At 38.4% G+C, this 25,191-nt stretch carries 21 protein-coding genes; 9 read left to right on the top strand and 12 right to left on the bottom strand.

Annotated elements, in window-relative coordinates:
• Positions 1-8 precede the first annotated feature (8 nt).
• The gene (locus KIT27_02940; GenBank protein ID MCW5588600.1) at positions 9-266 is read right to left on the bottom strand and encodes a hypothetical protein; all 258 of its coding nucleotides are present in this window, start codon (positions 264-266) and stop codon (positions 9-11) included.
• Positions 267-475: 209 nt separating this feature from the next.
• On the opposite strand from KIT27_02940, the gene bfr reads away from it, so the two are divergent.
• The gene (gene bfr, locus KIT27_02935) at positions 476-940 is read left to right on the top strand and encodes a bacterioferritin (protein MCW5588599.1); all 465 of its coding nucleotides are present in this window, start codon (positions 476-478) and stop codon (positions 938-940) included.
• A 62-nt stretch (positions 941-1,002) separates the two neighbouring features.
• Here the strand turns inward: bfr and KIT27_02930 are convergent, their stop codons facing one another.
• Both KIT27_02930 and grxD read right to left on the bottom strand, forming a co-directional pair.
• A complete protein-coding gene (locus tag KIT27_02930; GenBank protein MCW5588598.1) occupies positions 1,003-1,848 on the bottom strand; it encodes a hypothetical protein in 846 nt (281 codons plus the stop codon).
• 85 nt (positions 1,849-1,933) lie between these two features.
• The gene (gene grxD / locus KIT27_02925) at positions 1,934-2,251 is read right to left on the bottom strand and encodes a Grx4 family monothiol glutaredoxin (protein ID MCW5588597.1); all 318 of its coding nucleotides are present in this window, start codon (positions 2,249-2,251) and stop codon (positions 1,934-1,936) included.
• A 181-nt stretch (positions 2,252-2,432) separates the two neighbouring features.
• Between grxD and KIT27_02920 the strand changes: the two genes are divergently transcribed.
• The 4 genes from KIT27_02920 to KIT27_02905 all read left to right on the top strand — a co-directional run bounded on the left by KIT27_02920 (position 2,433) and on the right by KIT27_02905 (position 5,572).
• On the top strand, positions 2,433-3,017 hold the full coding sequence (locus KIT27_02920; GenBank protein ID MCW5588596.1) for a superoxide dismutase [Fe]: 585 nt from the start codon (positions 2,433-2,435) through the stop codon (positions 3,015-3,017).
• A gap of 161 nt (positions 3,018-3,178) precedes the next feature.
• Entirely contained in the window at positions 3,179-3,565 is a 387-nt protein-coding gene (gene yciA, locus KIT27_02915; protein ID MCW5588595.1) for an acyl-CoA thioester hydrolase YciA, read from the top strand.
• A 163-nt stretch (positions 3,566-3,728) separates the two neighbouring features.
• Positions 3,729-4,925, top strand: coding sequence for an ATP-binding protein (locus KIT27_02910; GenBank protein ID MCW5588594.1), 1,197 nt, complete (start codon positions 3,729-3,731; stop codon positions 4,923-4,925).
• The gene (locus KIT27_02905; GenBank protein ID MCW5588593.1) at positions 4,925-5,572 is read left to right on the top strand and encodes an RloB domain-containing protein; all 648 of its coding nucleotides are present in this window, start codon (positions 4,925-4,927) and stop codon (positions 5,570-5,572) included. Before KIT27_02910 ends, KIT27_02905 begins: the two co-directional genes overlap by 1 nt.
• A 4-nt stretch (positions 5,573-5,576) precedes the next feature.
• On the opposite strand, the gene putA is transcribed toward KIT27_02905, so the two are convergent.
• On the bottom strand, positions 5,577-8,726 hold the full coding sequence (putA, locus tag KIT27_02900; GenBank protein MCW5588592.1) for a bifunctional proline dehydrogenase/L-glutamate gamma-semialdehyde dehydrogenase PutA: 3,150 nt from the start codon (positions 8,724-8,726) through the stop codon (positions 5,577-5,579).
• A gap of 89 nt (positions 8,727-8,815) precedes the next feature.
• The gene (locus KIT27_02895) at positions 8,816-9,478 is read right to left on the bottom strand and encodes an alpha/beta hydrolase (GenBank protein MCW5588591.1); all 663 of its coding nucleotides are present in this window, start codon (positions 9,476-9,478) and stop codon (positions 8,816-8,818) included.
• 166 nt (positions 9,479-9,644) lie between these two features.
• Here KIT27_02895 and rpmE point away from each other — a divergent pair, with 166 nt between their 5' ends.
• Together rpmE and KIT27_02885 are read left to right on the top strand one after the other, a co-directional pair.
• A complete protein-coding gene (rpmE, locus tag KIT27_02890; GenBank protein MCW5588590.1) occupies positions 9,645-9,878 on the top strand; it encodes a 50S ribosomal protein L31 in 234 nt (77 codons plus the stop codon).
• Positions 9,879-10,039: 161 nt separating this feature from the next.
• On the top strand, positions 10,040-11,311 hold the full coding sequence (locus tag KIT27_02885) for an MFS transporter (GenBank protein ID MCW5588589.1): 1,272 nt from the start codon (positions 10,040-10,042) through the stop codon (positions 11,309-11,311).
• 68 nt (positions 11,312-11,379) lie between these two features.
• On the opposite strand, the gene KIT27_02880 is transcribed toward KIT27_02885, so the two are convergent.
• A complete protein-coding gene (locus KIT27_02880) occupies positions 11,380-12,309 on the bottom strand; it encodes an LD-carboxypeptidase (protein MCW5588588.1) in 930 nt (309 codons plus the stop codon).
• Between the two features lie 67 nt (positions 12,310-12,376).
• Between KIT27_02880 and KIT27_02875 the strand changes: the two genes are divergently transcribed.
• Positions 12,377-12,907, top strand: coding sequence for an NYN domain-containing protein (locus KIT27_02875; GenBank protein MCW5588587.1), 531 nt, complete (start codon positions 12,377-12,379; stop codon positions 12,905-12,907).
• 340 nt (positions 12,908-13,247) lie between these two features.
• Positions 13,248-15,365, top strand: coding sequence for an EAL domain-containing protein (locus tag KIT27_02870; protein ID MCW5588586.1), 2,118 nt, complete (start codon positions 13,248-13,250; stop codon positions 15,363-15,365).
• Positions 15,366-15,392: 27 nt separating this feature from the next.
• Here the strand turns inward: KIT27_02870 and KIT27_02865 are convergent, their stop codons facing one another.
• The 6 genes from KIT27_02865 to KIT27_02840 all read right to left on the bottom strand — a co-directional run bounded on the left by KIT27_02865 (position 15,393) and on the right by KIT27_02840 (position 25,011).
• Positions 15,393-16,349 carry a hypothetical protein gene (locus KIT27_02865; GenBank protein MCW5588585.1) on the bottom strand — a complete coding sequence of 319 codons (957 nt, stop codon included), beginning with the start codon at positions 16,347-16,349 and terminating at the stop codon, positions 15,393-15,395.
• Positions 16,350-16,500: 151 nt separating this feature from the next.
• Entirely contained in the window at positions 16,501-17,322 is an 822-nt protein-coding gene (locus KIT27_02860; protein MCW5588584.1) for a hypothetical protein, read from the bottom strand.
• Complete coding sequence (locus KIT27_02855; GenBank protein MCW5588583.1) at positions 17,319-19,730, bottom strand: VWA domain-containing protein; 2,412 nt, start codon at positions 19,728-19,730, stop codon at positions 17,319-17,321. Before KIT27_02855 ends, KIT27_02860 begins: the two co-directional genes overlap by 4 nt.
• Before the next feature lie 202 nt (positions 19,731-19,932).
• The gene (locus tag KIT27_02850; GenBank protein ID MCW5588582.1) at positions 19,933-20,799 is read right to left on the bottom strand and encodes an EamA family transporter; all 867 of its coding nucleotides are present in this window, start codon (positions 20,797-20,799) and stop codon (positions 19,933-19,935) included.
• A 13-nt stretch (positions 20,800-20,812) separates the two neighbouring features.
• A complete protein-coding gene (locus KIT27_02845; GenBank protein ID MCW5588581.1) occupies positions 20,813-23,881 on the bottom strand; it encodes an efflux RND transporter permease subunit in 3,069 nt (1,022 codons plus the stop codon).
• The gene (locus tag KIT27_02840) at positions 23,878-25,011 is read right to left on the bottom strand and encodes an efflux RND transporter periplasmic adaptor subunit (GenBank protein ID MCW5588580.1); all 1,134 of its coding nucleotides are present in this window, start codon (positions 25,009-25,011) and stop codon (positions 23,878-23,880) included. The genes KIT27_02845 and KIT27_02840 overlap by 4 nt, the downstream gene beginning before the upstream one ends.
• Between the last annotated feature and the right edge of the window lie 180 nt (positions 25,012-25,191).

The following is a 25,191-nucleotide window of genomic DNA, read 5'->3' as shown; positions in this document are numbered from 1 at the left end:
AAGCTGATTTAATTCTCCTGCAAAAATTCAGTAGCATGAATGATTGCAAAAAAATAATCAGCATCGATCACTTCCTCACTCACGCCATTCATTTGAATTAACACGGGAATACACACAAAATTTTTGGGTACAGCGAGACGATTAATTTTCTCTTTGACTTCCTCAATCACACTGGTCCCAATGAGATTTTTGGAAAATTTAATTTCACAGACAAAGAGCATGCCTAAACGAGTTTGAATCAAATAATCAATTTGACAACCTGGCAAGCGCTTAGTTTGACGTTGGTAGTGTCACTCATAAAAAATACGCCAAATTGGTAAATGTCATTTTCACGTATTTTAAACCTCATGATCTAAAATACGCAAGAATGACATTTGCTATTTTTGCGTAAGATATTCAATCCTTATCCTACTTGACTTTGTAGCCTAATCCCCTACACTCCTACGCAAGTTTAAAAACGACCTTGGAGCATTCAATGAAAATCGATCCGACCATTATTACCCATTTAAACACCATTTTGCGCAATGAACTCACCGCCATTAACCAATATTTTTTACATGCGCGCATGTTCAAAAACTGGGGATTTTCGAAATTGGCCGAGCATGAACATCATGAGTCGATTGATGAAATGAAACACGCTGATAGCTTAATTGAACGCATTTTATTTCTCGAAGGCTTACCCAATTTGCAGGATTTAGACAAACTCTTAATTGGCGAAAATCCTCAAGAATGTTTGCACTGTGATTTAACCTTGGAACAAAAAGCCATCCCCGATTTACGCCAAGCCATTGCCTATTGTGAAAGCAAACACGATTTTGTGACGCGCGATATGCTGCGCACTATTTTAGCGTCTGAAGAAGAACACATCGATTGGATTGAAACTCAATTAGGATTAATGGCTCAATTAGGTGTTCAGAATTATTTGCAGGAAAAGATTTAATTGACGACCTCATCCCCATCCTTTTGCTCGGATGGGGATGTTCATCATCGAGATAAATAATGTTAACCTGCTGCTCTTGCTGATAACCTACGGCCATTGTCACGTGGATTACGCATCTCTATTTCCCCCGCTACAGGAGGTCTATCACGCCCACAAATAGCCATGATTAGATATGTGCCAAGGATAAGGGCGAACGCCCCCGCTCCTACACTTCCAATAATCACCGTATTCGATGATGTTATTGAACCGCTACTGCGATCTGCGCATTTCATCAATCTTTGGAAAATAGGAATATCAATCTGCTCAAAACATCCGACACGCGTGTCAGAAAACATCAAGAGATTCATAGTCTGACTTATCGTTTGATTGGCAATAAAATCGCCTTTCTGGCATAAGTGAACATAGGCGCTTTCTAGATACTGCACTGCCAAGCCGAATGTCAGCGCGGTTAATTTATCCACGCCTATTAATGTTTTTAAACAATAGAGCGCCTCCCAATAAAGCGAACTCGCCGGTGAAGCACAAATTCCAAATAAGGGATCATAGGCTTTATCGATATCATTGGGGATTTTATTCTGGAAAGTACTAAATAATGTTAACGTCGTGTTCGGCGGACAAATTTCCTGCACATCAACACCTTGAAGTTTTTCCCGGGTGTGCTGCTGTGCTGCTTCTTGTTTTTGCGCATCCTTTATCCGCTGACTATATTCGCTAATAATAGCCGCTCGATTCTTTTGCTGCTTTTTTTGAGCCTTGGATGAAAAAAATGCCTCAGTGACTTGTTTGGCTCGACCACCTAACCAATTTTTCGCACCCTCCCACCAACTTAAACTAGTATGCTTGTCCAGTTGGTCGGGCGTTTTTGCATTTGACGTGTCAGTTTTAAATAATGGAGCTGTTCCGGGCATAAGCCACTACCTTCTTTGTTATTATTATTTTCAAAAGTTGGGCAATTATAGAACAGCTTACACGTATATTCAATCAGTCCTTGAGTTATTCAGTCACCGCTTTCTTAATTAATTCCTGTAATTCGCCTTGCTCGTATAATTCAGCCATGATATCGGAACCGCCAATGAGTTCGCCTTTGATATACAATTGCGGAAAGGTCGGCCAGTTAGAATAAAGTGGCAATTGTTGGCGAATTTCGGGATGTTGCAAAATATCGATGAATGCATATTTTTCGCCACAGGCGTTGAGCACTTGCACGGCGCGTGCTGAGAAACCACACTGCGGCATTTGTGGGCTGCCTTTCATGTAGAGAATAATATTATTATTAGCAATTTGTTGTTGAATGTCGTCGATAATACTCATGAGAAATACTCTTTACCGGTAAAAAAGAAACTTAGTTTACCGACATTGTTTTATCTTGTCACCTCTCCAATCGCACGGATATGTTAAGATGGTAATTCAAGACTTGCGTTGCAAGACTCGTCTACGTAAACTCTTTAGCTAACTTATTTTCATTCATTTAGTAAAAAATAGGAGCACTATCATGGCATTTGAATTACCCCCTCTACCCTATCCAATGAATGCATTGGAACCGCATTTATCCAAAGAAACATTAGAATATCATTATGGCAAACACCATCAAGCCTACGTCAATAATTTAAATAATTTAATCCCCAGCACCAATTACGAAGGATTAACCTTAGAAGAAATTATCATGAAATCGACCGGTGGCGTATTTAACAATGCGGCGCAAATTTGGAATCATACGTTTTTTTGGCATTGTTTAACGCCAGAAGGCAAAGGCAAACCCAGCGGTGCACTGTTGGAAGCCATCAATAAAACCTTTGGATCGTTTGAAAAATTTCAAGAATCCTTTAATAAAACCGCAATTGGAACATTTGGTTCAGGCTGGGCATGGTTAGTTAAAAATAAACAAGGCAGTTTAGAATTAATCAGCACCAGCAATGCCGGCACGCCCATGACCGAACATAAAAAAGCCTTACTCACCTGCGATGTTTGGGAACATGCTTATTATATCGACTATCGCAATGCGCGTCCTAAATACGTCGAAACGTTTTGGAAATTAGTGAATTGGGATTTCGTTGAAAAGAACTTTGCCGAAGAATAAGGCTGAATTATTTTTGGGCGTGTTATCAATTCGCTATGCTGATAGTAGATCGTGTGCTTGAGCGCCAAGCTCAACGAAATACGCAAAGCAAAATAGCATTGTTATCACGCCCAAATTACGCTACCCATCACTAAGGTTTAAGCCTAAGGAGAAAATTCATTATGACATCCTGCCCTCATCCTGCTGGTGAATTAGTAGGAAGAACCTTAGCCATGCCCTGCGACACCAATGCCAATGGTGATATTTTTGGTGGGTGGTTAGTGTCAGAAATGGATTTAGGTGGCGGAATTTTAGCTAAGCGAGTGAGTGGTGGTCGCATTGTTACGGTAGCCATTCATGCGATGACCTTTATTCGCCCCGTCAAAATTGGCGATGTTGTCAGTTGCTATGCCGAGCTGATTAAAACAGGTCGCACCTCAATGACCATCAATATTGAAGCCTGGGCTACTCCTGGCGATGGTAACGACCTCCATAAAGTCACCGAAGGCACATTTATTTATGTCGCCATCGACGAACATGGACAACCTCGACCGGCGATCTCTTTCTAACGTATTGTTATCACTAAAAATGGCATACTGACATATTTTATGTTGAGTATTTGTGATAAATATGCAAAAATTAACTTTAAAATATGTTAGATAGGTGTTTTAAATGCTCGTAGAGTTTCGATTAAGTAATTATCGGTCTGTTCGAGAACCACAAGTACTAAGCATGGTTGCTAGTACAGGTAAAGAGCTGCCTACCAATGTGAGCCCCGCAGATTCCGATGCGAAGTTAGAGCTAGTTCACACGGCGGTTATTTATGGAGCGAATGCAGCAGGAAAAAGTAACTTAATTCGAGCATTACATTTCATGCGAGAATTTATTTTATCTTCAACCAAAGAATTGCAAAAAGGGGAAGACATTTCTGTAGATAGCTTTCTTTTTGATAAAGAGTATTTGTCTAAGCCAAGTAAGTTTGAAGTGACTTTTATCAAGAATAAAGTGCGCTATCAATATGGATTTGAATTGGATAAACGCCATATTCATGAAGAATGGTTATTCGCTTATCCATTTGGACGTATGCAACAATGGTTTCATCGTGTTTATGATAAAAAGAAAAATAGTTATTTGTGGAAATTTAGTACGTTATTCACTGGGCAAAAACAATTATGGAAAGATTCAACTCGAGATAATGCACTTTTTTTGTCTACGGCGGTGCAACTTAACAGCGAACAACTTGCTTCTATCTTTGATTGGTTTCAAAAAGATTTGGTCGTTCTTCCAGCATTCAATAGAATAAATCTAAGTAGAAGTCTTGCACAATTAGAGACACATGAAGGAAAGAAAAAACTCCTAAAATATATCAATATTGCTGATGCAAGTATTTCTGACATTTTAACGGTTACTGAAAAATTTTCTTCAGATAAAATTCCCAAAGATATCCCTGATAATATCAAAGAAAAAATTAAACATGATTTATCGGGTAAAGATATTCTAACAAAACTTGAGTTTATTCATCCCGATAATACCTCATTAGATTTCGAGGAAGAATCACATGGCACGCAAAAGTTTTTTGGCTTCGCAGGTTATTGGGTTGATGCTTTAGAAAATAAAAAAGTGGTGGTAGTCGACGAATTAGATAATAGTTTACATCCTCTAGCCGTTAGATTTCTTATTAACTTAATTTCTGATCCTGAAGTAAACCAAAATAAATCACAATTAATTTTTACTACACACGACACATCATTGTTAGATAGCAATCTTTTTCGTCGTGATCAAGTGTGGTTTGTTGAAAAAGATCAATATAATTCAACCCAATTATACCCATTACTCGATTTTAGTCCTCGAAAAGATGAAGCAATTGGTCGAGGATATCTCCAGGGAAGATATGGTGCTTTACCTTATATCGGCAACTGGAGTTTTTAGTGGGAACAGATAATTTACATTTTAAAAGAAAACAGCAAAGTATAAAGACACTTGCACGAAAAAAAGGTCAACGTAAACCCTACGATGTGGTGTTGATCGTTTGCGAAGGAAGTAAAACAGAACCTAACTATTTGAAGGGTTTATGTGAATATTTACAACTAAATCCTGCAAATATTGTTATTAAATCTTGTTCTTTGGGAAATGATCCTATGAGCATTGTTAATTTTGCTTTGAAAGAACATAAGCGTGATGATTATGACCGGATATATTGTGTTTTTGATAAAGAGCATACAAACTATCAACAAGCATTAGATAAAATCAGTTCTCAGAATAAAATTTCAATTTATGCTATTACATCAAGTCCGTGTTTCGAATATTGGCTTTTGCTACATTATGAAGATACATCTAAACCTTTCCACGAAAAAAGCAATAAGTCTGTTGGTGATCAACTAAAATCATTGCTGAAAAAATATATTAAAAACTATCATGAGGCCAATAAAGATATTTTCGTAATAACTCAAAAACATTTAAAGCAAGCCATCATTAGAGCTAAACGTATCGATAAAATGCAAGAAAAAAATGGGACGGATAATCCATCCACAAAAGTCTATCAATTAGTGGAATATCTAATCAGCATAAAAAAATAACGCTCTAATCTTCATCCCCCAACGATAATAAACTTGCATTACCACCCGATGCCGTGGTATCGATGGTCAGCATGCGTTCTACACACAAGCGGGACAAATAATGTGGTCCACCGGCTTTAGGGCCTGTGCCCGATAAACCTTCACCACCAAAAGCTTGTACGCCCACCACAGCACCGATCATATTACGATTCACATAACAATTTCCGGCGTGGACACGCTGACTCAGATAATTTACCGCATGATAAATTCGGCTCTGCACACCAAACGTTAATCCAAAACCGGTTTGATTAATTTCAGCAATAATATTATCTAAATTGCGATGATCAAAACGGATGATATGTAAAAAGGGGCCAAAAACTTCGTGGGTTAATTCGCTAATTGAATTAATTTCAACGATAGTGGGTGCAAAAAAATAACCCGCCGTTAACTCGCGATGCAATGGCGTTTGATAAATTAATTTAGCGTGTTGTTGTATATTAGCCAAATGATTTTGCAAATTATTCAAGGCCGCTTTATCAATAACGGGTCCAATGTCGGTGCGGTAAAAACTGGGATCTCCCACCACCAATTCGGCCATAGCACCTTGTAGCATATGAATCACTTTATCCGCAATTTCTTGTTGTAAATAAAGCACGCGTAATGCCGAACAACGCTGCCCCGCACTGATAAACGCAGAAGTAATGACATCCATCACTAATTGTTCTGGCAATGCCGTGGAATCGGCAATCATCACATTCTGTCCGCCGGTTTCTGCAATAAATGGTACGATTGCTCCGGGTTTTTTAGCGAGGGTTAAATTAATGGCTTTGGCAACTTGGGTCGAACCCGTAAACATCGCCCCACTGACATCGGGATGAGCAATTAATTCGTGGCCAATCGTTTCACCGTCACCTAATAGTAATTGCAAAACATTTTTTGGAATACCCGCTTCATAGGCCAGTTGCACGGCACGATAAGCAATTAGCGACGTTTGCTCAGCGGGTTTGGCAATCACACAATTTCCTGTGACTAAAGCTGCGGTAATTTGTCCTAAGAAAATTGCTAACGGAAAATTCCAAGGACTGATACAAACAATAATTCCACGACCCTGCAAACTTAACGCATTAAATTCACCGGTGGGACCTGGCATGAGACGTGGTTGACTTAATTGTTTTTCCGCTTCTGATCCATAATAACGACAAAAATCGATGGCTTCACGCACTTCGCTGATGCCATCTGCCAAAGTTTTTCCCGCTTCACGAATAGTCAGCGCAAGTAATTCTGGCAGATGTTCTTCGAGCAAATTTGCTAATGTGTGTAAATATCCGACACGTTCACTCACTGGCGTGTGTGACCAATGATCAAATGCCTTTTTAGCTTCTAGAAACGCGCCATCAATTTCAAATTTTTGTGAAAAGCTCACTTCACCTAAACAAGAATCTAATTGAAAAGGTGAGTAAACGGGAAATTTTTCCCCTGGCGCGCGTTGCTGATAAATAAAAGATTCTGCCTGCCATTTTTTTTCTGTAAAATCAGTTAATTTTTGTTGTAAAGAATATAATTCCGATCGATTACTGCTATCAAAACCGCGTGAATTGAGTCGTTCGTTTCCAAATAAATGACGAGGGAGAGGAATACGGGGATGTGCTTTATGGGTCATTAATTCTAATTGTTTAACGGGCGATGCTATTAACGATTGAAGAGGTGAATTTTCATCAACAATCCGATTCACAAAAGAAGTATTCGCACCATTTTCTAATAACCGACGAACTAAATACGCTAAAAGATCTTGATAACCTCCTACCGGTGCGTAAATCCGACACGGAATATTTTCTTGCTCGCGCCCAACAACTTGATCGTAAAGAGGTTGCCCCATACCATGCAAACATTGGAATTCAAAATCACGATACTTTCCAGCCATGGCTAAAATAGCCGATAAACTATAGGCATTATGCGTAGCAAATTGCGGAAAAATAACGTCCGTATGATTTAATATTTTTTTCGCACACACTAAAAAAGAAACATCAGTGGCAATTTTACGGGTAAAAACCGGATAGCCTGCAAACCCACCCACTTGCGCACGTTTAATTTCGCTATCCCAATAAGCGCCTTTGATCAAACGGATCATTAAACGTTTTTGCGCACGCTGAGCTAATTGAATTAACCAATCTAAAACATATGGCGCGCGTTTTTGATAGGATTGCACCGCTAACCCAAAACCTTGCCAATGTTTTAAACTGGGATCTAAAACAATTTTTTCAATAATATCTAACGATAAATCGAGACGATCGGCCTCTTCGGCATCGACGGTTAAGTTAATATTGGCTTTTGCCGCCAGTTGCGCGAGCATTAATACTTTGGGGGTTAATTCTTTTAAAACCCGTTGATATTGGGTAGCTTCATAACGGGGATGCAATGCTGATAATTTAATGGAAATTCCAGGATTTTCTCGCGGGTCGGAAGAATTTGCCACCCGCGCAATTTTTTCAATCGCTTGTTGATAGGCTTGAAAATATCGCTCTGCATCAGCCTGGGTACGTGCAGCTTCTCCTAACATATCGTAAGAATAACGATACCCCATTGCTTCATTAGTTTTAGCACGTTTAATCGCAGACTCTATGGTTTGCCCCATCACAAATTGTTGACTCATGATTTTCATCATACGATTAATCGCTAAACGAATTGCGGGCATCCCTGAACGCGTAATTAATTGACGTAACGATCCAAATAAATGACTAGGTGAGGTTTTTTGCGTTGATAACATTTTTCCGGTTAACATTAAGCCCCAGGTCATGGCATTCACAAAAATGGATTCACTTTCGCCTTGATGTTCTTCCCATTTACCTTGCGCGATTTTATCGACAATTAATTTATTAATTGTTTCCGTATCGGGAATGCGTAACAAGGCTTCCGCTAAACACATAAGTGCCACACCTTCTTCGCTGGATAAATCATATTCCATTAAAAAGGCATCCAGTCCGCCTTGCTTTTTACGACGAGCACGCACACCTGCAATTAATTTTAACGCGCGTTGTTCTGTGGTGTAGAGTTGATGATCATTTAACGTGGGTTGTTCAAGGAGAGCTTTAACACAAGTATCCTCATCCTGGCGATATAGTTTATCCATTAATAAACGCAATTCATCATTATTTTTGGGAATATCGTTCAGCAGCATAAGGCTATCCTCGAATTTAAATAGCGCTTATTATAGCAAGTCTTGCGCTAGATGCTTTATTTTTGTTTATGGGGAAAATAAATAATTAATTAAAGCCAATGGCCTGCGGCAAAATAATGTAAAATCATACTGCGTAATTTTACTAATTCACCATGAAAAAAATGGCCTACATTGGGGAAACGAATCACACGAGGTTTTACCGTTAATTCCTCCACCCAATTAAATACGCTCTTAGGGTCGACGACCTCATCAGCTTCGCCTTGGATTAATAACCAAGGGCATTCAACCACCGGCAAGGTTTTAAAATCAAAGTGTTCCACGGCTGGGGCAACGGTAATTAAATGTTTTATAGGAAATTCTTTGGCATATAAACTACTCGCACGATATGCCACATAAGAACCAAATGAAAATCCATTCAGCAAAAATACAGCCTCGGGTTTTAATGTTTTAAAATATTGTAAGAGCGCTAATAAATCTTCTGTTTCGCCAATACCTTCACCGTATAAACCTTCGCTATTACCCACACCGCGAAAATTAAATCGCACGGCAATACAACCTAAATCACGAAATGTTTTTGCTAAAGTATGAACGACTTTATTCGTCATAGTCCCTTCAAACAAAGGATGAGGATGGCAAATAATGGCAAGCTCAGGGTATTTAATTTCCGCGGGAACGGTCAGCGCTATTTCCAGTTTTCCTACTGCTCCTTCGATCAAATGTATCGATTCACCGGCACTGTTTAAATCGAGCATGGTTTTGCCTCTATCTATGAGAATAATCTAGCAATTTAAGCGAATTTAGGTGGATAAGACAAGTAAAACAAACGCAACCTGTGCTGAATGCTTGCCTAAGCCAAGATTTTCGTATACCATCGCCCATCTTATAAAACGATAAAACCGCATTGTCTAGAGGTTTATTATGAAAGCAGATCTTCATCCAACTTATCATGCTGTTACAGTCACTTGTAGCTGCGGCCATTCATTTGCAACGCGCTCCACGCATGCGCAAGAGCAATTGCATATTGATGTGTGTTCGCAATGTCACCCCTTTTATACTGGTAAGCAAAAAATCGTCGATAGTGGTGGCCGTGTTGATCGTTTTAATCGTAAATTCAATATGGGTACTCGTCAAACAGCCGCAGAAGCTAAATAGTTCTTTATCTATATTTTGCAATGTTGACGTGGTATGATTTAGTAACGCTATTTTAGAACCTGTTTGAAATCTCCAAACTTGATTTAGCAGTTTATATGCTCATTGGAGATTTTCAACAGGCACGCAGAGCGCCTACCAAGCCCCAACCAAGGTACCAAAACATGCCCAAAATTATTTCACAACGATCTCCTATTATAGGCTGGTTTATCTGCGGTTTAGCGGCGGTATTCTATTGTTACGAATATTTTTTGCGAATTGCCCCGAGTGTCATGTCCAATGATTTGCGTGCTGCCTATCATCTCGATGCCTCAAGCTTTGGCCAATTAGTCGGTTTTTATTATTTCGCCTATACCCCCATGCAACTCGTGGTCGGTGTGTTAATGGATCGCTACGGTCCTCGTCGCTTATTGTTTGTGGCTTGTCTGATTTGTGCCATGGGCGCATATCTATTCGCAGCCACCCAAAATCTTTATCTCGCTGAAACTGGCCGTTTTTTAATAGGCTTAGGATCTGCGTTTGCCTTTGTGGGCGTCATGAAACTCGCATCAATTTGGCTTCCCCCTGAACGCTTTGCGCTTGCCGCCGGATTAACCACAAGCTTAGGCATGTGTGGTGCGATCCTTGGCGATAATATCCTCGATGGCATTGTAAAAAATTTAGGATGGCGAACCACCACCTTTGATTCTGCGATATTAGGCTTAATAGTGGCTGTTGCCATTATTTGGCTCATTCGCGATACCAAACGCGTGCCGTTTAACCCTCCTCCTACCACCCAACAAACTTGGGTAAGTCTTTGGCATGGTTTGAAAAGAATCTTCACTCAACCGCAAATGTGGTTGATTGGTTTGCTGGGTTGCCTGTGCTATACCTCAGCGAGTGCCTTTGCAGAAATGTGGGGTATTCCCTATTTAACTTATGCCAAACATCTTAGCAATAACAGCGCCTCGTCGGTGATGTCGCTGGTGTTTGTGGGTTGGCTAATGGGTTGTCCAGTAGCAGGTTGGCTGTCTGATCGCCTAAAACAACGACGTTTAATTTTCATGTTCACAGGAATCACAACAGGAATAAGCTTTTTATTATTATTTTTTATTCCCAATCACACCGTTTATTCCATTTCCGTTTTATTATTTATTATTGGATTTTGTTCAGGTGGTCAAGTACTGTGTTTTGCCTGTGCCTGCGATATTAATGCGAAAAAATTAGCAGGGACGGCCTTAGCATTCACCAATATGATCGTAATGATTTCTGGCGATATTTTACAACCTTTAATTGGCAAACTACTCGACTACACCTGGGCGGGTGCTACGAATGCCACGGGCGAACGCTTATACGATGCTCATGCCTTTCACTTAGCACTCTTAATATTACCCTTATTTTATTTTAGCGCCTTTGTGTTAGCGAAATTTTTCTTAAAAGAAACCTATCCTAATTAGCTTGATTATTGAGTCTCAATGTAGAACACAAAAAATCAACGCGATACGGCGAGCGCAGCGTAGAATGATCAATCTGCACTAATCACTAATTGGTCTGACTGTAAATTTGCATCACAATAAAAAGGTAGTGGAAGATTGGTTTTACCATGCCCAATTTTATCGCATTGCCAAACTGGAAAATCACACTGCTCAGCAAAATAACGCAAATAGCGATTATTTGTTTCTTCTTCGATGATTTGATTGTCAACGGGAAAAACATCAAAAAAATAGCCGAATATTAATGCTTTGACGGAATTAAATAAATTAATTCGTTGAAAATATTTTAAGGTACGCGACGTGCGATACGCCCGCTCACTGACATCTTCGATAATAACAATTTTATCGCGCCCATCCAGTTGCCAACAATCCGCAATACTAATATTTAATAAGCTTAAATTACCACCGATTAATTTTGCCGTAATAGGAGGACTGGTTTTGGCCAAACTATTTAAAGGGATTAACGAATTAATGACGATTTGTTGTTGTTTACCGAAAATAAAATCTAAGCTAATCTCTAACGCCGTTTGATCTAATTCTGGCTTAAGCAATGCCGCCGCGCCATAGCCATGCACCACTGGCCAATCAAGTTGTTGAGTAAAATAAATTAACAATGCCGTAATATCACTAAATCCCATTAATAATTTTTTCGGCGCGTGCATTAATTGATCTCGCAATGGCTGTAAATAGGGAATAAGATCCGCACTGCCTTCTCCACCTCTGAGTGGCCAAATCATTTGAATATCACTAGCTAACATATAATCGCGTAAAATTGCTGCGCGATATTGTGGTGATTTAGGTTGAAAAACATGATCATCATAAACGCATTCTATACCATAACGATTTTTTAAAATTTCGCTAACGTGTTTTGCATCTTCTCGCCGTAACGTACACGAAGCGGGTGCGACTAAACCAATTTTATTACCTTGCGTTAATGAATATGGATTTAAAATAGTTGTCATGAATCATTTGCCTTCAGTGATAAATCATTGTATTGTGTGCTACAAGAAAATTTGGTGCCAATTTATTATGACAGAAGTCGAGATTAAAATCAGTCAATCCGTTGCCATTTTAGTAGATGGTAATAATATCGAACGTAGTATCCACGAGCAATGCAGAAACGATGCTGCTATGTTGAATTTCGATACTCTGATCCCTAAACTAATCGACGATCGCGCGTTAAACCGTTTAATTTATTTTCGTGAAGGTAAACACATTTCCTCTAAATTAGCTGAGCGCTTACATGGTTTATATCATGGCTCGGTGGTACCTTGTCATAAAAGTGCCGATATTCCCCTCTCTATCAAAGCTACGCAATTAGCCAGTAAAGTTGACACCATTATTATTATGTCTGGTGATTCCGATTACATTGAATTAGTGCGTCATTTGAAAGCCATGGGCGTACGCGTAGAAATTGCCGCGCTTGAAAGCACTACCTCTCATCTCCTCATGGAAGAAGCCGATCATTTTCATCCCATTGTCGAAGAAGATTGGTTTATTTTATCCACACGTAAACCGCTTAATCATCGCCGCCGAAAATATCGCGACTCTTCGAATTAGCCGATAACCCGAGAGCTATCGCCACAGCGGGCCAAACAGCGCTGATGGTATGCCACCATGCTCTCATGCCCAGCTTGGTGGCAAACTTTTCTTGATTTACCGCTGCGATAACGTTGCTCAAGTGCTCAAAAATCAATAAGATGCATTAAGCTAATACTGCTCGCCAATGAAAAAGCGGTGAGCACCTTGCAATCGCTGGGAATACATCCACCCGCGTCTTGTCAAACTATTTAAGTTTTCTAAAACATTGCCGATAATATTATCGGGATACTGTATCTTATGTTTTTGCAGCCACATTCTTCAGGATTGAGAATGAAACATTACCTTGGAATAAAAGCTGATGAAAAATAAAATCATTGATGAAATCGTACAAGAAATTGATCGATTAGTGAAAGCAAATCACCAATTTGCCATTATCGCTATTAAGATAGAACAATTTTCTCATATTAATACTATCTTGGGTTTTCATATAGGTGATCAACTTTTGCATCAGATCAATAAACGTCTTCACGAATATGCCCAAAACTGTTTTATTCGCAAACTTGATCACGCTGAATTTATTGTGATCCATGCTCATAAAAATCAACTCGATTTATTGGATGGATTTGTTCGCGAACTCAAAAAGCAATTAATTAATTTGTATCATATTAATAAACATGAGCTCCAAATTGCGCTACGCGTGGGTTTAACGACTTACCCCAATACTGAAAAAAATGCTCAGAATTTACTGCACCAAGCAAAAATCGCGATGAACCATGAGATTGAATCACCTCATCAAGATTATGTTATTTATCATGAAGAATTTAAACAATCAGAAAAAATTCATCACTTAATTCAACAAGAAATTTGTAAAGGATTAAAAGAAGAAGAATTTATCTTGCACTATCAACCCAAAATTGATTTGCGCACCGGTGAAATATGTGGTGTTGAAGCCGTTGCCCGTTGGAATCATCCAACATTAGGATTAATTCAACCTAAGCAATTTATCGGTGTTTGTGAAAATGCCGGTTTAATTTCGCAAATTGAAAAATGGACGATTAAGCAAGCTTTTTCTGCATTAAAAGAATGGCAAGACTTATATCATGCTAATTTTCATGTGGCAGTTAATCTTTCAACAAAAGAGTTGATTAATCACACCATGATTGATTTTATCAGTAATATTATCGACGAGAAAAAAATTAACCCACGCCAGATTGAAGTTGAAATTACCGAAAGCTTGCTCATGGAAAACTACTCAGAATATGAAAGTGTTTTATATAAAATTCATGATTTAGGAATTCACTTAGCCTTAGATGATTTTGGCACAGGATATTCTTCACTACATTATTTAACGCATTTTCCATTTGATATTGTCAAGCTCGATAAAGCCTTTGTGGATTCACTCTTAACCAACTCCAAATCTAAAATCATTACCAAAGCTATATTTAATTTATGCAAAGAATTAGGATTAACAACCGTTGCTGAAGGTATTGAAACTCGCGATCAATTTGATTGTCTACGAGAAATGAATTGCGATCAAGTTCAAGGATTTTATCTTTCACCACCCTTAACTCAAGATAAAATTTCAGCATTTGTTAATACTAAAGGCCATTTATGTGCAGAACGTTTAATCCAAAAATCGAGCACTCATCCCACACAATCATTGCAGCTTCAGCAGTTAAATCAATTAAAAGAGGCTCACCATAAAATCAAACACAACTTTTATGCCGCAATTGAATTATTCTCAAGCTTAATCGCCATGCATGAACGTAATAGCGGTGGTAATTCTCATGCCATAGCCTTACAAGCGCGCGATTTTGCTGAATATCTGGGATTAAGCAAACTCGAGCAGCAAACCATTTACTATGCGGGTTTACTGCATAATTTAGGTAAATTTGCTTTGCCGCTCCATTTAGTCAATAAACCATTTTTTCAATTATCGCGAGAAGAACGCGAAGAATATAAAAAACATCCTCAATTAGCCGAAAGTACCTTATTACGTTTAGAAGAATTACACGATGTCATTCAATTATTAAAATTTCATCGCGAGTACTGGGATGGCAATGGTTATCCGCATAAAGTATCCAAAAGCGAAATTCCTGTGGGATCGCGCATTTTAAATATTGTGATTGAATATCATGAATTACAGCATGGCCATATTTTAGAAGAGTGCATGAGCACCACCAAAGCGCAAGCGTTTTTAACCATGAATAGTAATACTCGTTATGATCCGAGACTTGTCAAAAAATTTATTGAATTTTTAAATAATGGTACTGCTCAAGAGTTTGCTTTAAGCGAAATCCATGTTCATCCTGAGCATTTACAAGAAGGAATGATATTAAATCGCGATTTAGTCACCCAAGGCGGGATGGTGTTATTAAGAAAAAATCAAATTTTAAATCGTAATATGATTACCATGATTCAAAAATTTCATGAAGCAAAACCTGCTGATGTTCGCGTTTATATTAAAGCAAAATAACAAAGTGAGATTTAGCCTGGGTTATGATTAACAACAACATTTTTTTAGTGAATTAAGCGAATTTTCAACGGGCTTTTCTAAAAAACTACCTAAGACATAGCCTGCAAATGAAAATACGGTAACATATTCCGTATCGCGATCGTTATGACCCGAACCAGGCAAGCTTAACGGCGATGCCACATAGACACCTGATTCTACCATGGCATTTTTGAATGCAGAGGCTTCTTCGGGAGTTAATAATCCAAGTTTATGTGCCGCTTTCGTTAGACCATAATTCATCACAAAAATTAATAATCCACTGAAAATTGCCCCAACGGTTTCTTCATTGCCTAAGAGACTACCTAAATAATCACCGAATATTACCAAAGGTTGAAATGTGGTATTTATCACACTATAGGTAATAAAGCGTTGTAGCGATTTTTTTGTGATTTCGATGATTTTTTCTTTATTAATTTCCTCATCGGCGCATTGAATTAATTCGTTAATAAAATAAAATATTGCACATACTGCCCCGTCACACACGCCAGTTAACGATGAATTAAATAAAAATTTCAACACTCCAGTTACATTAGATTTAAGATCCGACCAAGCAAAAATGGCATCACCGGCTTTATAGCCACCCAACCAAGCAATGGAGCTCACCATACTTTGAGTGAGATTAGAAATTTCTCTTACTATAGTGCTAAAAGATGAGCCGCTTGGAGGTGTGGGTGAAGGTGAAGAAGATGTCGGTGAGTTATTGAGTGAAGTTGACGAGCGACTATGAGGTGATGCCATCCGAGAACCTGTCATAAGCCCTGATTCTAATGGAGAAGGAGTTGTATTATTTTCTGTATTATTTTCTGTATAATTATCTGCTTCTTCATCATCACTATCAGAATCCACCGTAATCTTAGAAGAATCGATCATACTATTTGATTCTAGTGATTCTGACGAAGGTGGAAGTAATTTTTCAGTTAATGCAGAAGTCGATGAAAAATTCATAAAACATCTTTAACACTATCATTATTATTGTGGTCATTATCTAATTTTTGCTAACAAAATGCTACCTCTCTTTTTACTCCAGATTATTAGGAGCAAAAGTTAAGACTAAATCGATAAATAAGTTTTTTGCTACTGACCAGGCCAATGTGGATTAAGTTTTATCCCCACTGATTAAATCACGAATTTCATCTAAGCTCATGGTGGCAACGGTTTCACGAGTAATATTAAACATAGCCCCAAATTCACCGAGCACCGTATCTAATAGTTCACGGGTCATTCGCTCATTTTTGGTTAAATCGTCTTTTTCTGCCATTAATTGATTAATTTGGTTACGTAAAGATTCCAAGGTTTCGTCTTTATTATCGACATTCTCGGAAATAGGTGCGATTGTCTCTGGTACTGAGAGTTCAGTCTCGATATTCCCCTCAGCTTCTGCGGGTTGATTATTTTCTGAAATAGCTTCTTCGTCTTGACTCACATCAGCAATTTCATCAAAAACTTCCTCTACATCTTCCTCTGGTTTATTTTCTGCAGGAGTTGCAGCATCAGGTTCTTTTGCTTCTTGTTGCGGAGTTTCAAGCAATGCCGGTTTTTCTGCTGCGGGCTTAACTTCAACAGTCATAAATTCACAACAGGTACTCAATAATTTCAAGAGAGTTGGCTCAATATTTTCTAACGATTGATAATTATTTCCTGTAATGCCATCGACGATGGCACTGTAGATAATTTTTTCATTTTCACGGTATAGATTGCCAATACTCGCTATAGTTTCTTCAGATAAATTTGTTTTATTCAAAATTTCCATGACACTTTTGTGTCTGCTTTCTTTATCAGCAGAAACTTTATTAACCATACTATTCATGGCACTCATTCGTTTTTTACTATTTCTACTCTGCAAAAATACCATGAATAGAATTAATAATAAAAGGACAACACTCGTCATGATTAATATAGGTAATAAATATCCGCTCATAACATTTCCTTCATGGCTTCAATTTTTTTAGCTCGTCTTTTTTTAGCTAAAAAATATAACGCTAACGCTGTTAACACAATACCTAAACCGGAACCTGAAGCAATTAAAATTGGTTTTAATCCAGATGACTTGGTTTTTTGATCTTCTTCTTTGGGTGGTTCTTCACTCTTGGTTTCTGCTTTTTTAGAATCCTCATTTTTTATCTCTTCTTTTGGAGAGTCTGCTGTTTTAATCTCATCTTTGGATATTTTTTCGTCGGCGCTTGCTTGCGGCTTAGTTTCTGGTTTTGGGATATTACCATCGCCCACTTCAATTTCACGACTCGTCACTTTAAATGGACGACCATTGCGCATAGATCCCTCCATATCAATTACAATTTTATGAACACCAGGCATGTTGGTATTGATATTAATAGTATGATTGGGAGTTGAGGCTAATAATACTTGATTGCGCGGTTCTTTATTCGATTCCACTAAACGTACGGAATAACGCATGGCATTATCAATCACTAAATCGGTATTGGGTTTAAACACGATTTTACTGGGCGTTTTGGGATCATCCGATTTTATATAATCAAATTTTACTGGCGATTCATAGACGGTAACGGTTTGTTTGGCGACACGACTAAATGTTTTACCACTGGCGGTTACCGTCACAACATAATTTCCTGGTTTATCAGCAAATTTAATTAAATGTTCACGGATTGCAGCATTCTCCTCGGGTGGCTGATTTTCCTCTGTTTCTTCAGCTGAGCTAGGAGATGCTGCGGGCTTGTTATCTTCCGCAACAGGTTGTGGTTTTTCCTGATGCTCTGGTTTCATCACTTTGGCAGGTTCGGGGGCTTTAATAGGCTTTGGTGCTGGAATTTTTTCTCCATACGGAATTTCTTCAGGCGAACGCTCTTCTTCAGGTTCTGCTGGCGGTGGAGTGGGTTCTTGAGTAACTGTTTCAGCGTTTTTTTCATCTGTACTCGATTTATTTTCCGCTGGCTTATCGGTGTTATTGTTATCCGTTGGAGTATTCGATTCTTCCGACTTTTTCTCTTCAACTTTCACATCATTTGATTGCGTAGTTGCAGATTTTTTTTCGCTATCAGCTTCACTGCTGGTTTTGCTAGATTGTTCAGTCGTTGGTGCCGGATCTGCTGTCGATTTCGTTTCTTCTTGCGGTTTCTCATTTTCCTTGGATTTTTCGTCTTGCTTAGGTTGATCGGAATCAGTTAAAGGAATTTGCACGACCTGATCGGTGGCTGGCGCCGTTTCCACTTTTTTTTCAGAGGTCTTAGTGAAATCTTCGAGTCGCCAAATTTTTTCTTGCTGATCGGGTCCTACTTCACTGACAATAAATTCGACATTTTCTAAAAATTTCTTTTCCGTAATAATTTTATCTTTATTCAATAAAGCTACTTTCATAGGAATAGTTTCATTAACAAATACGTTATAAGGTAAAATATTGGTATTTAAATGCAAATCACTTAAAATCATCGCATGCTTATCATCTCCCGCACCTTGCAATGTCCACTCGCCAACTTCCGGTGCGGGGATAGTGACTAAATCATAATTTTTTTCGTGAAACCACCTGACGTCCTTCGGATGTTGAGTGTGTTGATATTTTTCACCACTCGGAGTTTGGATGGTAAAGTCGGGCTTATTATTAAATGACAAAATCGTCAGTTCTTTTACCGATGCATCTATCTTGAAAGTCCTACCGTCTATTTTCACACTCGGCGGTTGCACATCTGCTTGAAACATTTCAAAAAATGTTTTTTCTAACTCTTGATTAGATTGAATGGCAATATATTTTCCACCGGTATCATTAGACAGACGCTTTAATAAATCCTTATCGGCATTATCAGACAGGGCGATTGAGTAAATTTTTATCTGTGATTTTTTTAATTTTGGCAATAGCTCATTTAAAATATATTCACGTGACGCTTTATTTTTATTCTCGTCTTTGCCAATATCAACAAAGCCATCGGTTAATAATAAAAGACTACGATGATATTGGCTATCTGGTTTTTTTTGCCAGTCTACAGTAACTGTGTCGAGGGCTTTAGCAATATCAGTCAGCGAACCATTGGAATGAATTAATTTTGGTTTGCTAAGTTGCTTATCTTTCCATTGCCGATCTACCGTTGCCGAAGAAATTAAATTTCCAGTATCATTAGCAAACGTCCAAAAACCAATTTTATTATTGTTAGGAATTAAATTAATTAATAACTTTGCAGCCGGTATTCTTAAATTATCGGGATCATTTTTTTTCATGCTACCGGAAACATCAATTAATACGCGCATATCATGAAGTTTGGCGGGAGTAATTTTTTCGTTACTAGAATTGGCATTGCTAGCAATAGTAATTAACATTACTACCCACGCCAAACCATATCCTAGTAATTTATTTGCTTTCACAGTTTTCCTTCACTCTAAAACCAATAACATTTTATCCACCGAGATTTAACAACTTAGTGACTAAAGGGTTTAACACAATGGCCTCTTTATTGAGGTATAGGTGACAGGGTTAGCAAAAGCAAGTTAAATACTGGGATAATTTCGAAGAAACATCAATTATCGGCAATATTTGCCAAAATAAATTACCAGGCAGTGGATGCGTTTAGGTGCGAACTTTGCTGTGATTCACTAACAAACAACCCGCAATGGCAATCAATCCACCGAGGATAGCAAGTGGTTGGACTATTTCGCCCAACGTCAGCCAAGCGAGTAATAAAGTGATGATAGGTTGGCAATATAAATAAGCGGTTGCTTGGCTTAAAGGAATTTTTGCTAGTCCATAACTCCATAACGTATAGGCTCCGGCAGCTGGAAATAATCCTAAATAAATTACCCACATGATGCTTGGAGTTGATAAGTGATGAACATCATGGATTAAATTTGGAGTAAATATCAATAATCCTAAAAAGCTCCCCCAAATTGCTACGGTGGTAAATTCAATGGGATGAACTGCTTTTAATAAATATTTTTGTCCAACTGAAAATGAAGTACCCAAGATCACCGCTATTAAACCTAAATAAATACCATCGTGCCAGGTTATTCCTCCATGTTGTGCGAGAATAAGTATGACAATTCCAACGACACTCACTAAAAAACCTAGCCAACCTAGCGATGATAGCCGTTCACGCAAAAATACGCAGGCAAATAATGCGGTGAGAATTGGGCTTTGTTGATTTAAAAAACTCATCGTACCAGCCGTTAATATTTTTTCTGCAGTCATCAAAAAAATATTGTAAACACCAATACCAATAAACCCTAACAATAATACTTGAATAAAATGCCAATTTTTTAAAGTTAATTGATCGCGGCGATACCCATATAAAACTAACATACACAGCGATGCAATCGCATAACGAAATAGCGCTAAGCTCGTTGGATGAAAGAAATGCAATTCATAACGGATAACGACATATACCGATGCCCATAAAGCACAAGCAATAAAACAAGCGATGTGAGCCACGCGATTCATATCACCACCTAATTTATGTGCTAGAGGTATACTTAGGAACCAGTTTATTGATGACAATATAAAATACTGGTGTAATATAAAGCGTGATAAATTGTGAAAAAACTAAGCCACCGACTACTACAATACCTAAACCGCGTCTGGCTTCACCACCCGCGCCTGCGCCTAAGGCAATGGGTAATGTGGCGGCAATCGCACAGAGAGTAGTCATCATAATTGGGCGAAAACGAATCGAGCATGCTTGTAGGATTGCTTCCTTTGCCGTGATTTTTTGCTGACGCATAGCATCGAGAGCGAAATCAACCATGATAATCCCATTCTTTTTCGTGATCCCCACCAACATAATTAAACCGATAAAACTAAAAATATCGAGCGCTTGTCCAAATAAAATTAAACACAATAAAGCACCAAAAATTGCAAAAGGTAACGCCGTTAAAATCGTTAAAGGATGAAAAAAGTTTTCATAAAGAATGGCCAGCACCATATAAATAACTAAAATGGTGGCGAATAATAATAAGGGTAACGTTGTTAATGATTGTTGGAATTTTTCTGCGGTTCCGGCAAAACTTCCAGTAACATCGTTGGGTAAGGTTTGATTAGCCAGCTCAGTAATTTCATTGATAACATTACCAAGTTCAAACCCAGGTTGTAAATTAAATGATAAGGTAATTGCTAAGAGTTGCCCATAGTGATTAACGGCAAGCGGCCCTGCACTTTGCGATATTTTTACCACATCACTCAAAGGCACCATGTTACCCGTGGTCGATTTTAAATTTAGATTATTTAATACATCCATGCTGCGTTGATATTGTGGATCAACATCCATAATCACATCATAGTCACCATCGGATCGTAAAATAGAGGTCACTTGTTGCTGACCATAGGCCGAATATAACGTAGATTCAATAATGGCGGGAGTAATCCCTAACGCTGCTGCTTTTTTGCGTAAAATTCGCAGGCGAATTTCTGGATTATTTAATTGTAAATCACTATCAACATCGGTTATACCTGGAATAGTGTGTAATTTTGTTTGCATTAAATTCGCAGCTTTTTCCAAATTTTCCCAAGACATGCCTTGCAACACAAATTGATAGGTACTATTAGAAGATTTCCCGCCAATGCGAATTGCTGCTGGATTGGTTAAAAAAATCTTTAACCCAGCGACTTGTTGTAATTGATGTTTTAATTGTTGAATCACTTTAGTTGCATTATCTTGACGTTCTGCAAATGGTTTTAATTTAATAATCAAACGTCCGGTGTTGGCACTAACACTAGCATCCGAGCCTTGTCCTACAGAGGAAATCACTGCTGCCACATTGCGGTTTTGTTGAGCAATATTTTTAGCCAGTGTTTGTTCTTTTAAAAAATTTTCATAGGTAATTCCTTCTGGCGCTTCCACACCACCAAAAATCATGCCGGTATCTTGGGTTGGAATAAATCCTTTTGGTACTAAATAAAATAATAAGATGGTTACCACCATAATCCCACCTGCAATTGCTAGCATGAGTTTATAATGATCTAAAGCTAAACTTAAACTATGCTCATAGGCTTGACGACAACGAGTAAAAAAATCATTAAATTTAGAAGAATTATGCTGGGTGTCTAGTTTATCGTTAACTAATCGCGCACACAACATGGGAATTAACGTTAATGCCACCACGGCTGAAAATAAAATGGCAATCCCTACGACGCTGGCGAATTCATGAAATAATCGCCCGATAATGCCATCCATGAAAAATATAGGGATAAACACGGCGACTAATGATAAGGTCATCGCAATTACCGTGAAGCTCACTTCTTTCGCGCCCAGCAAACTTGCGCTAAATTTATCAACGCCTAATTCAATATGACGGACAATATTTTCCAATACCACAATGGCATCATCAATAACAAATCCCACCGCTAACACTAGCCCCATTAAAGATAAATTATCGAGACTGTAATCTAATAGATACATTAATCCAAACGTGGCAATCACTGAAACTGGTAAGGATAAGCCAGTGATGAGGGTAAAACGAAAATTTCCAAAAAATAAATAAATAACAATGACCACTAATAAGATGGCAAATAATAAAGTAAATTGCACTTCATGGATAGAAGATTGAATAAATTCCGCGCGATTATAGACGACGTTTAACGCGGCATCGCCAGGGAGCTGTTTAGAAAATTGTGGCATGGTTTTTAAAATCGTGTTGACCACTTTTACCGTATTACTTCCAGGTTGACGTTCAATCGCTAAAATAATGGCACGTTGATTATTATACCAAGTGGCTGCTTTATCGTTTGCCGTACTATCCTCCACCGTGGCAATATCTTTTAAATAAATGGGCGCATTATTTTTTATGGCGATAATTGCATTAGCAAATTCATTAGCATTCTGCAAACCACCATCAACTTTAATTAAATGATAAAAGCCTTCTGTTTGTAACGTACCAGTAGCCTGATGACTATTTAAACTTTGTAGCGCTTGGCTAATGTCATCCAAACTTAATCCGCGATTTTTCAAGGCATCGGGATTAATATGAATGCGCACCGCATATTGTTGCGCGCCAAAAACATTCACACTCGCCACACCACCCAACATCGATAAATTAGGAGCTAAATAATTTTCTGCGAAATCATCTAATTTGGTGAGAGAAATATGATTAGCTGTTAGCGCAATATACAACACTGGCGATTCTGCCGGATTCATCTTGCGCACACTCGGTGGATTTGGCATTTGTTTAGGAAGTCGGTGTGCCACTTGCATTAATGCCGATTGCACATCTTGCGCAGCAGAATCGATATTACGACTTAAAGCAAATTGAATAGTGATACGCGTTGAGCCTGCGGTACTCACGGAGTTCATGGAATCGATATCGGAAACTGTACTCAGCGCTTTTTCTAACGGTGTGGCCACTGAAATGGCCATCGTTTCTGGATCGGCACCGGGTAAATTCGCACTCACCACCAATGTTGGAAAATCGATATTGGGTAATTCACTGATGGGTAAATTAAAATAGGCTAATAATCCAGTTAATACTAATGTTAAGGTTAAAATAATTGTGGCAACAGGTCGCTCGATAAAAGGTTGGCAAAAATTCATGGTTTTTCCTGCGTTAATTCCTGAGTGCTGACAATAACCTTGGCATTATCTTGTAAATTTGGCGGAAATACCGTTGCCACCTCATCCCCTGCTTGCAACCCCTCGCGAATATATGTCCACTCACCCATTTGCCGCAATATTTTAACTTGTTTAACTTTTACCTGATTATTTTTGATTAAATAGACAAAATAACCTGCTTGATCCACTTGTACGGCCTGGCTTGGAATGGCCAGTTGATTTTTTTCTACAGTAAAAATTAATTTTGCAATCACCGATTCCCCAGGCCAAAGTAAATTATTTTTATTAGGCATTGTCGCTTTTAACAGTACTGTGCCACTATCACTATTAACCGTATTATCAATAAACGTTAAGGTTCCTTTATCTAATAATTGTTGTTTATTACCTGTATACACTTCGACACTTAATGCTTGTTGTTGCTGATATTTCATTAATAAGGGTAAATCGCTTTGAGGTAAATAAAAATTAACAAAAATAGGCGAAAGCTGATTTACCGTCACCAAAACATTCGTGCTATTAGCATTCACTAAATCCCCTTCTTTAACCATAACATTGCCGGTTTTTCCGGCAATCGGTGCTAGTATTTTGGTATAGTTCAATTCTGCTTGAGTTTGTTGGATATTAGCTTCATCAAGTTTGATGATGCTCATTTGTTCGTCTACTTGGCTTTTGATCTGATCGTATTGCTGATCGCTGACAAAGCCTTTTTGCAATAATTTCTGATAGCGTGCTTCATCTTTTTGATAGGTTTGTAATTGCGCCTGATCTTTCGCAAGATTCGCCTGTGCTTTGGCTAAGGCCGCTTGATAGGTCGTGGAATCAATTTCAAATAGCAATTGCCCTGCTGTAACGCTCTGACCGGGAGTAAAACCAATTTTTTTAATCACTCCCGTCACTTGCGGTTGAATGGAAACGGAGCGCGAAGCTTCAATCGTCCCTTGCGTTTTCATGATTAAAGGCGCATCTCGTAATTTAACCTGGGTCACAATCACTTTGGTCTGAGGCTGATGATTAAATTTATGCTGATGCTCGCGTAACACGCGATAGCCAACAATGAAAATAATCAGAACGACAATCGCAATAATCATTAGCTTCTGCTGCTTTATTTGCATACTCACGCGGTCAACCTCACTCTCAGAATGGAAAAAATGGTAGCATACAAACCACTTAGGTGCTATAGGAATGAAGTGCTCTTAACTCGAGGCGCTCTTGGCTATTGATTAAAAAATGCAATCTGTATAGAATGCGCCCAATATTATTTTACGCTCCACCCAGACGCGAAATTTTTTCAA

The sequence above is a fragment of the Legionellales bacterium genome, assembly GCA_026125385.1.
In the GTDB taxonomy this organism is placed as follows: domain Bacteria; phylum Pseudomonadota; class Gammaproteobacteria; order JAHCLG01; family JAHCLG01; genus JAHCLG01.
The sequence above is the reverse complement of the archived record's forward strand: the minus strand, read 5'-3'. Positions and strand labels throughout refer to the sequence as shown.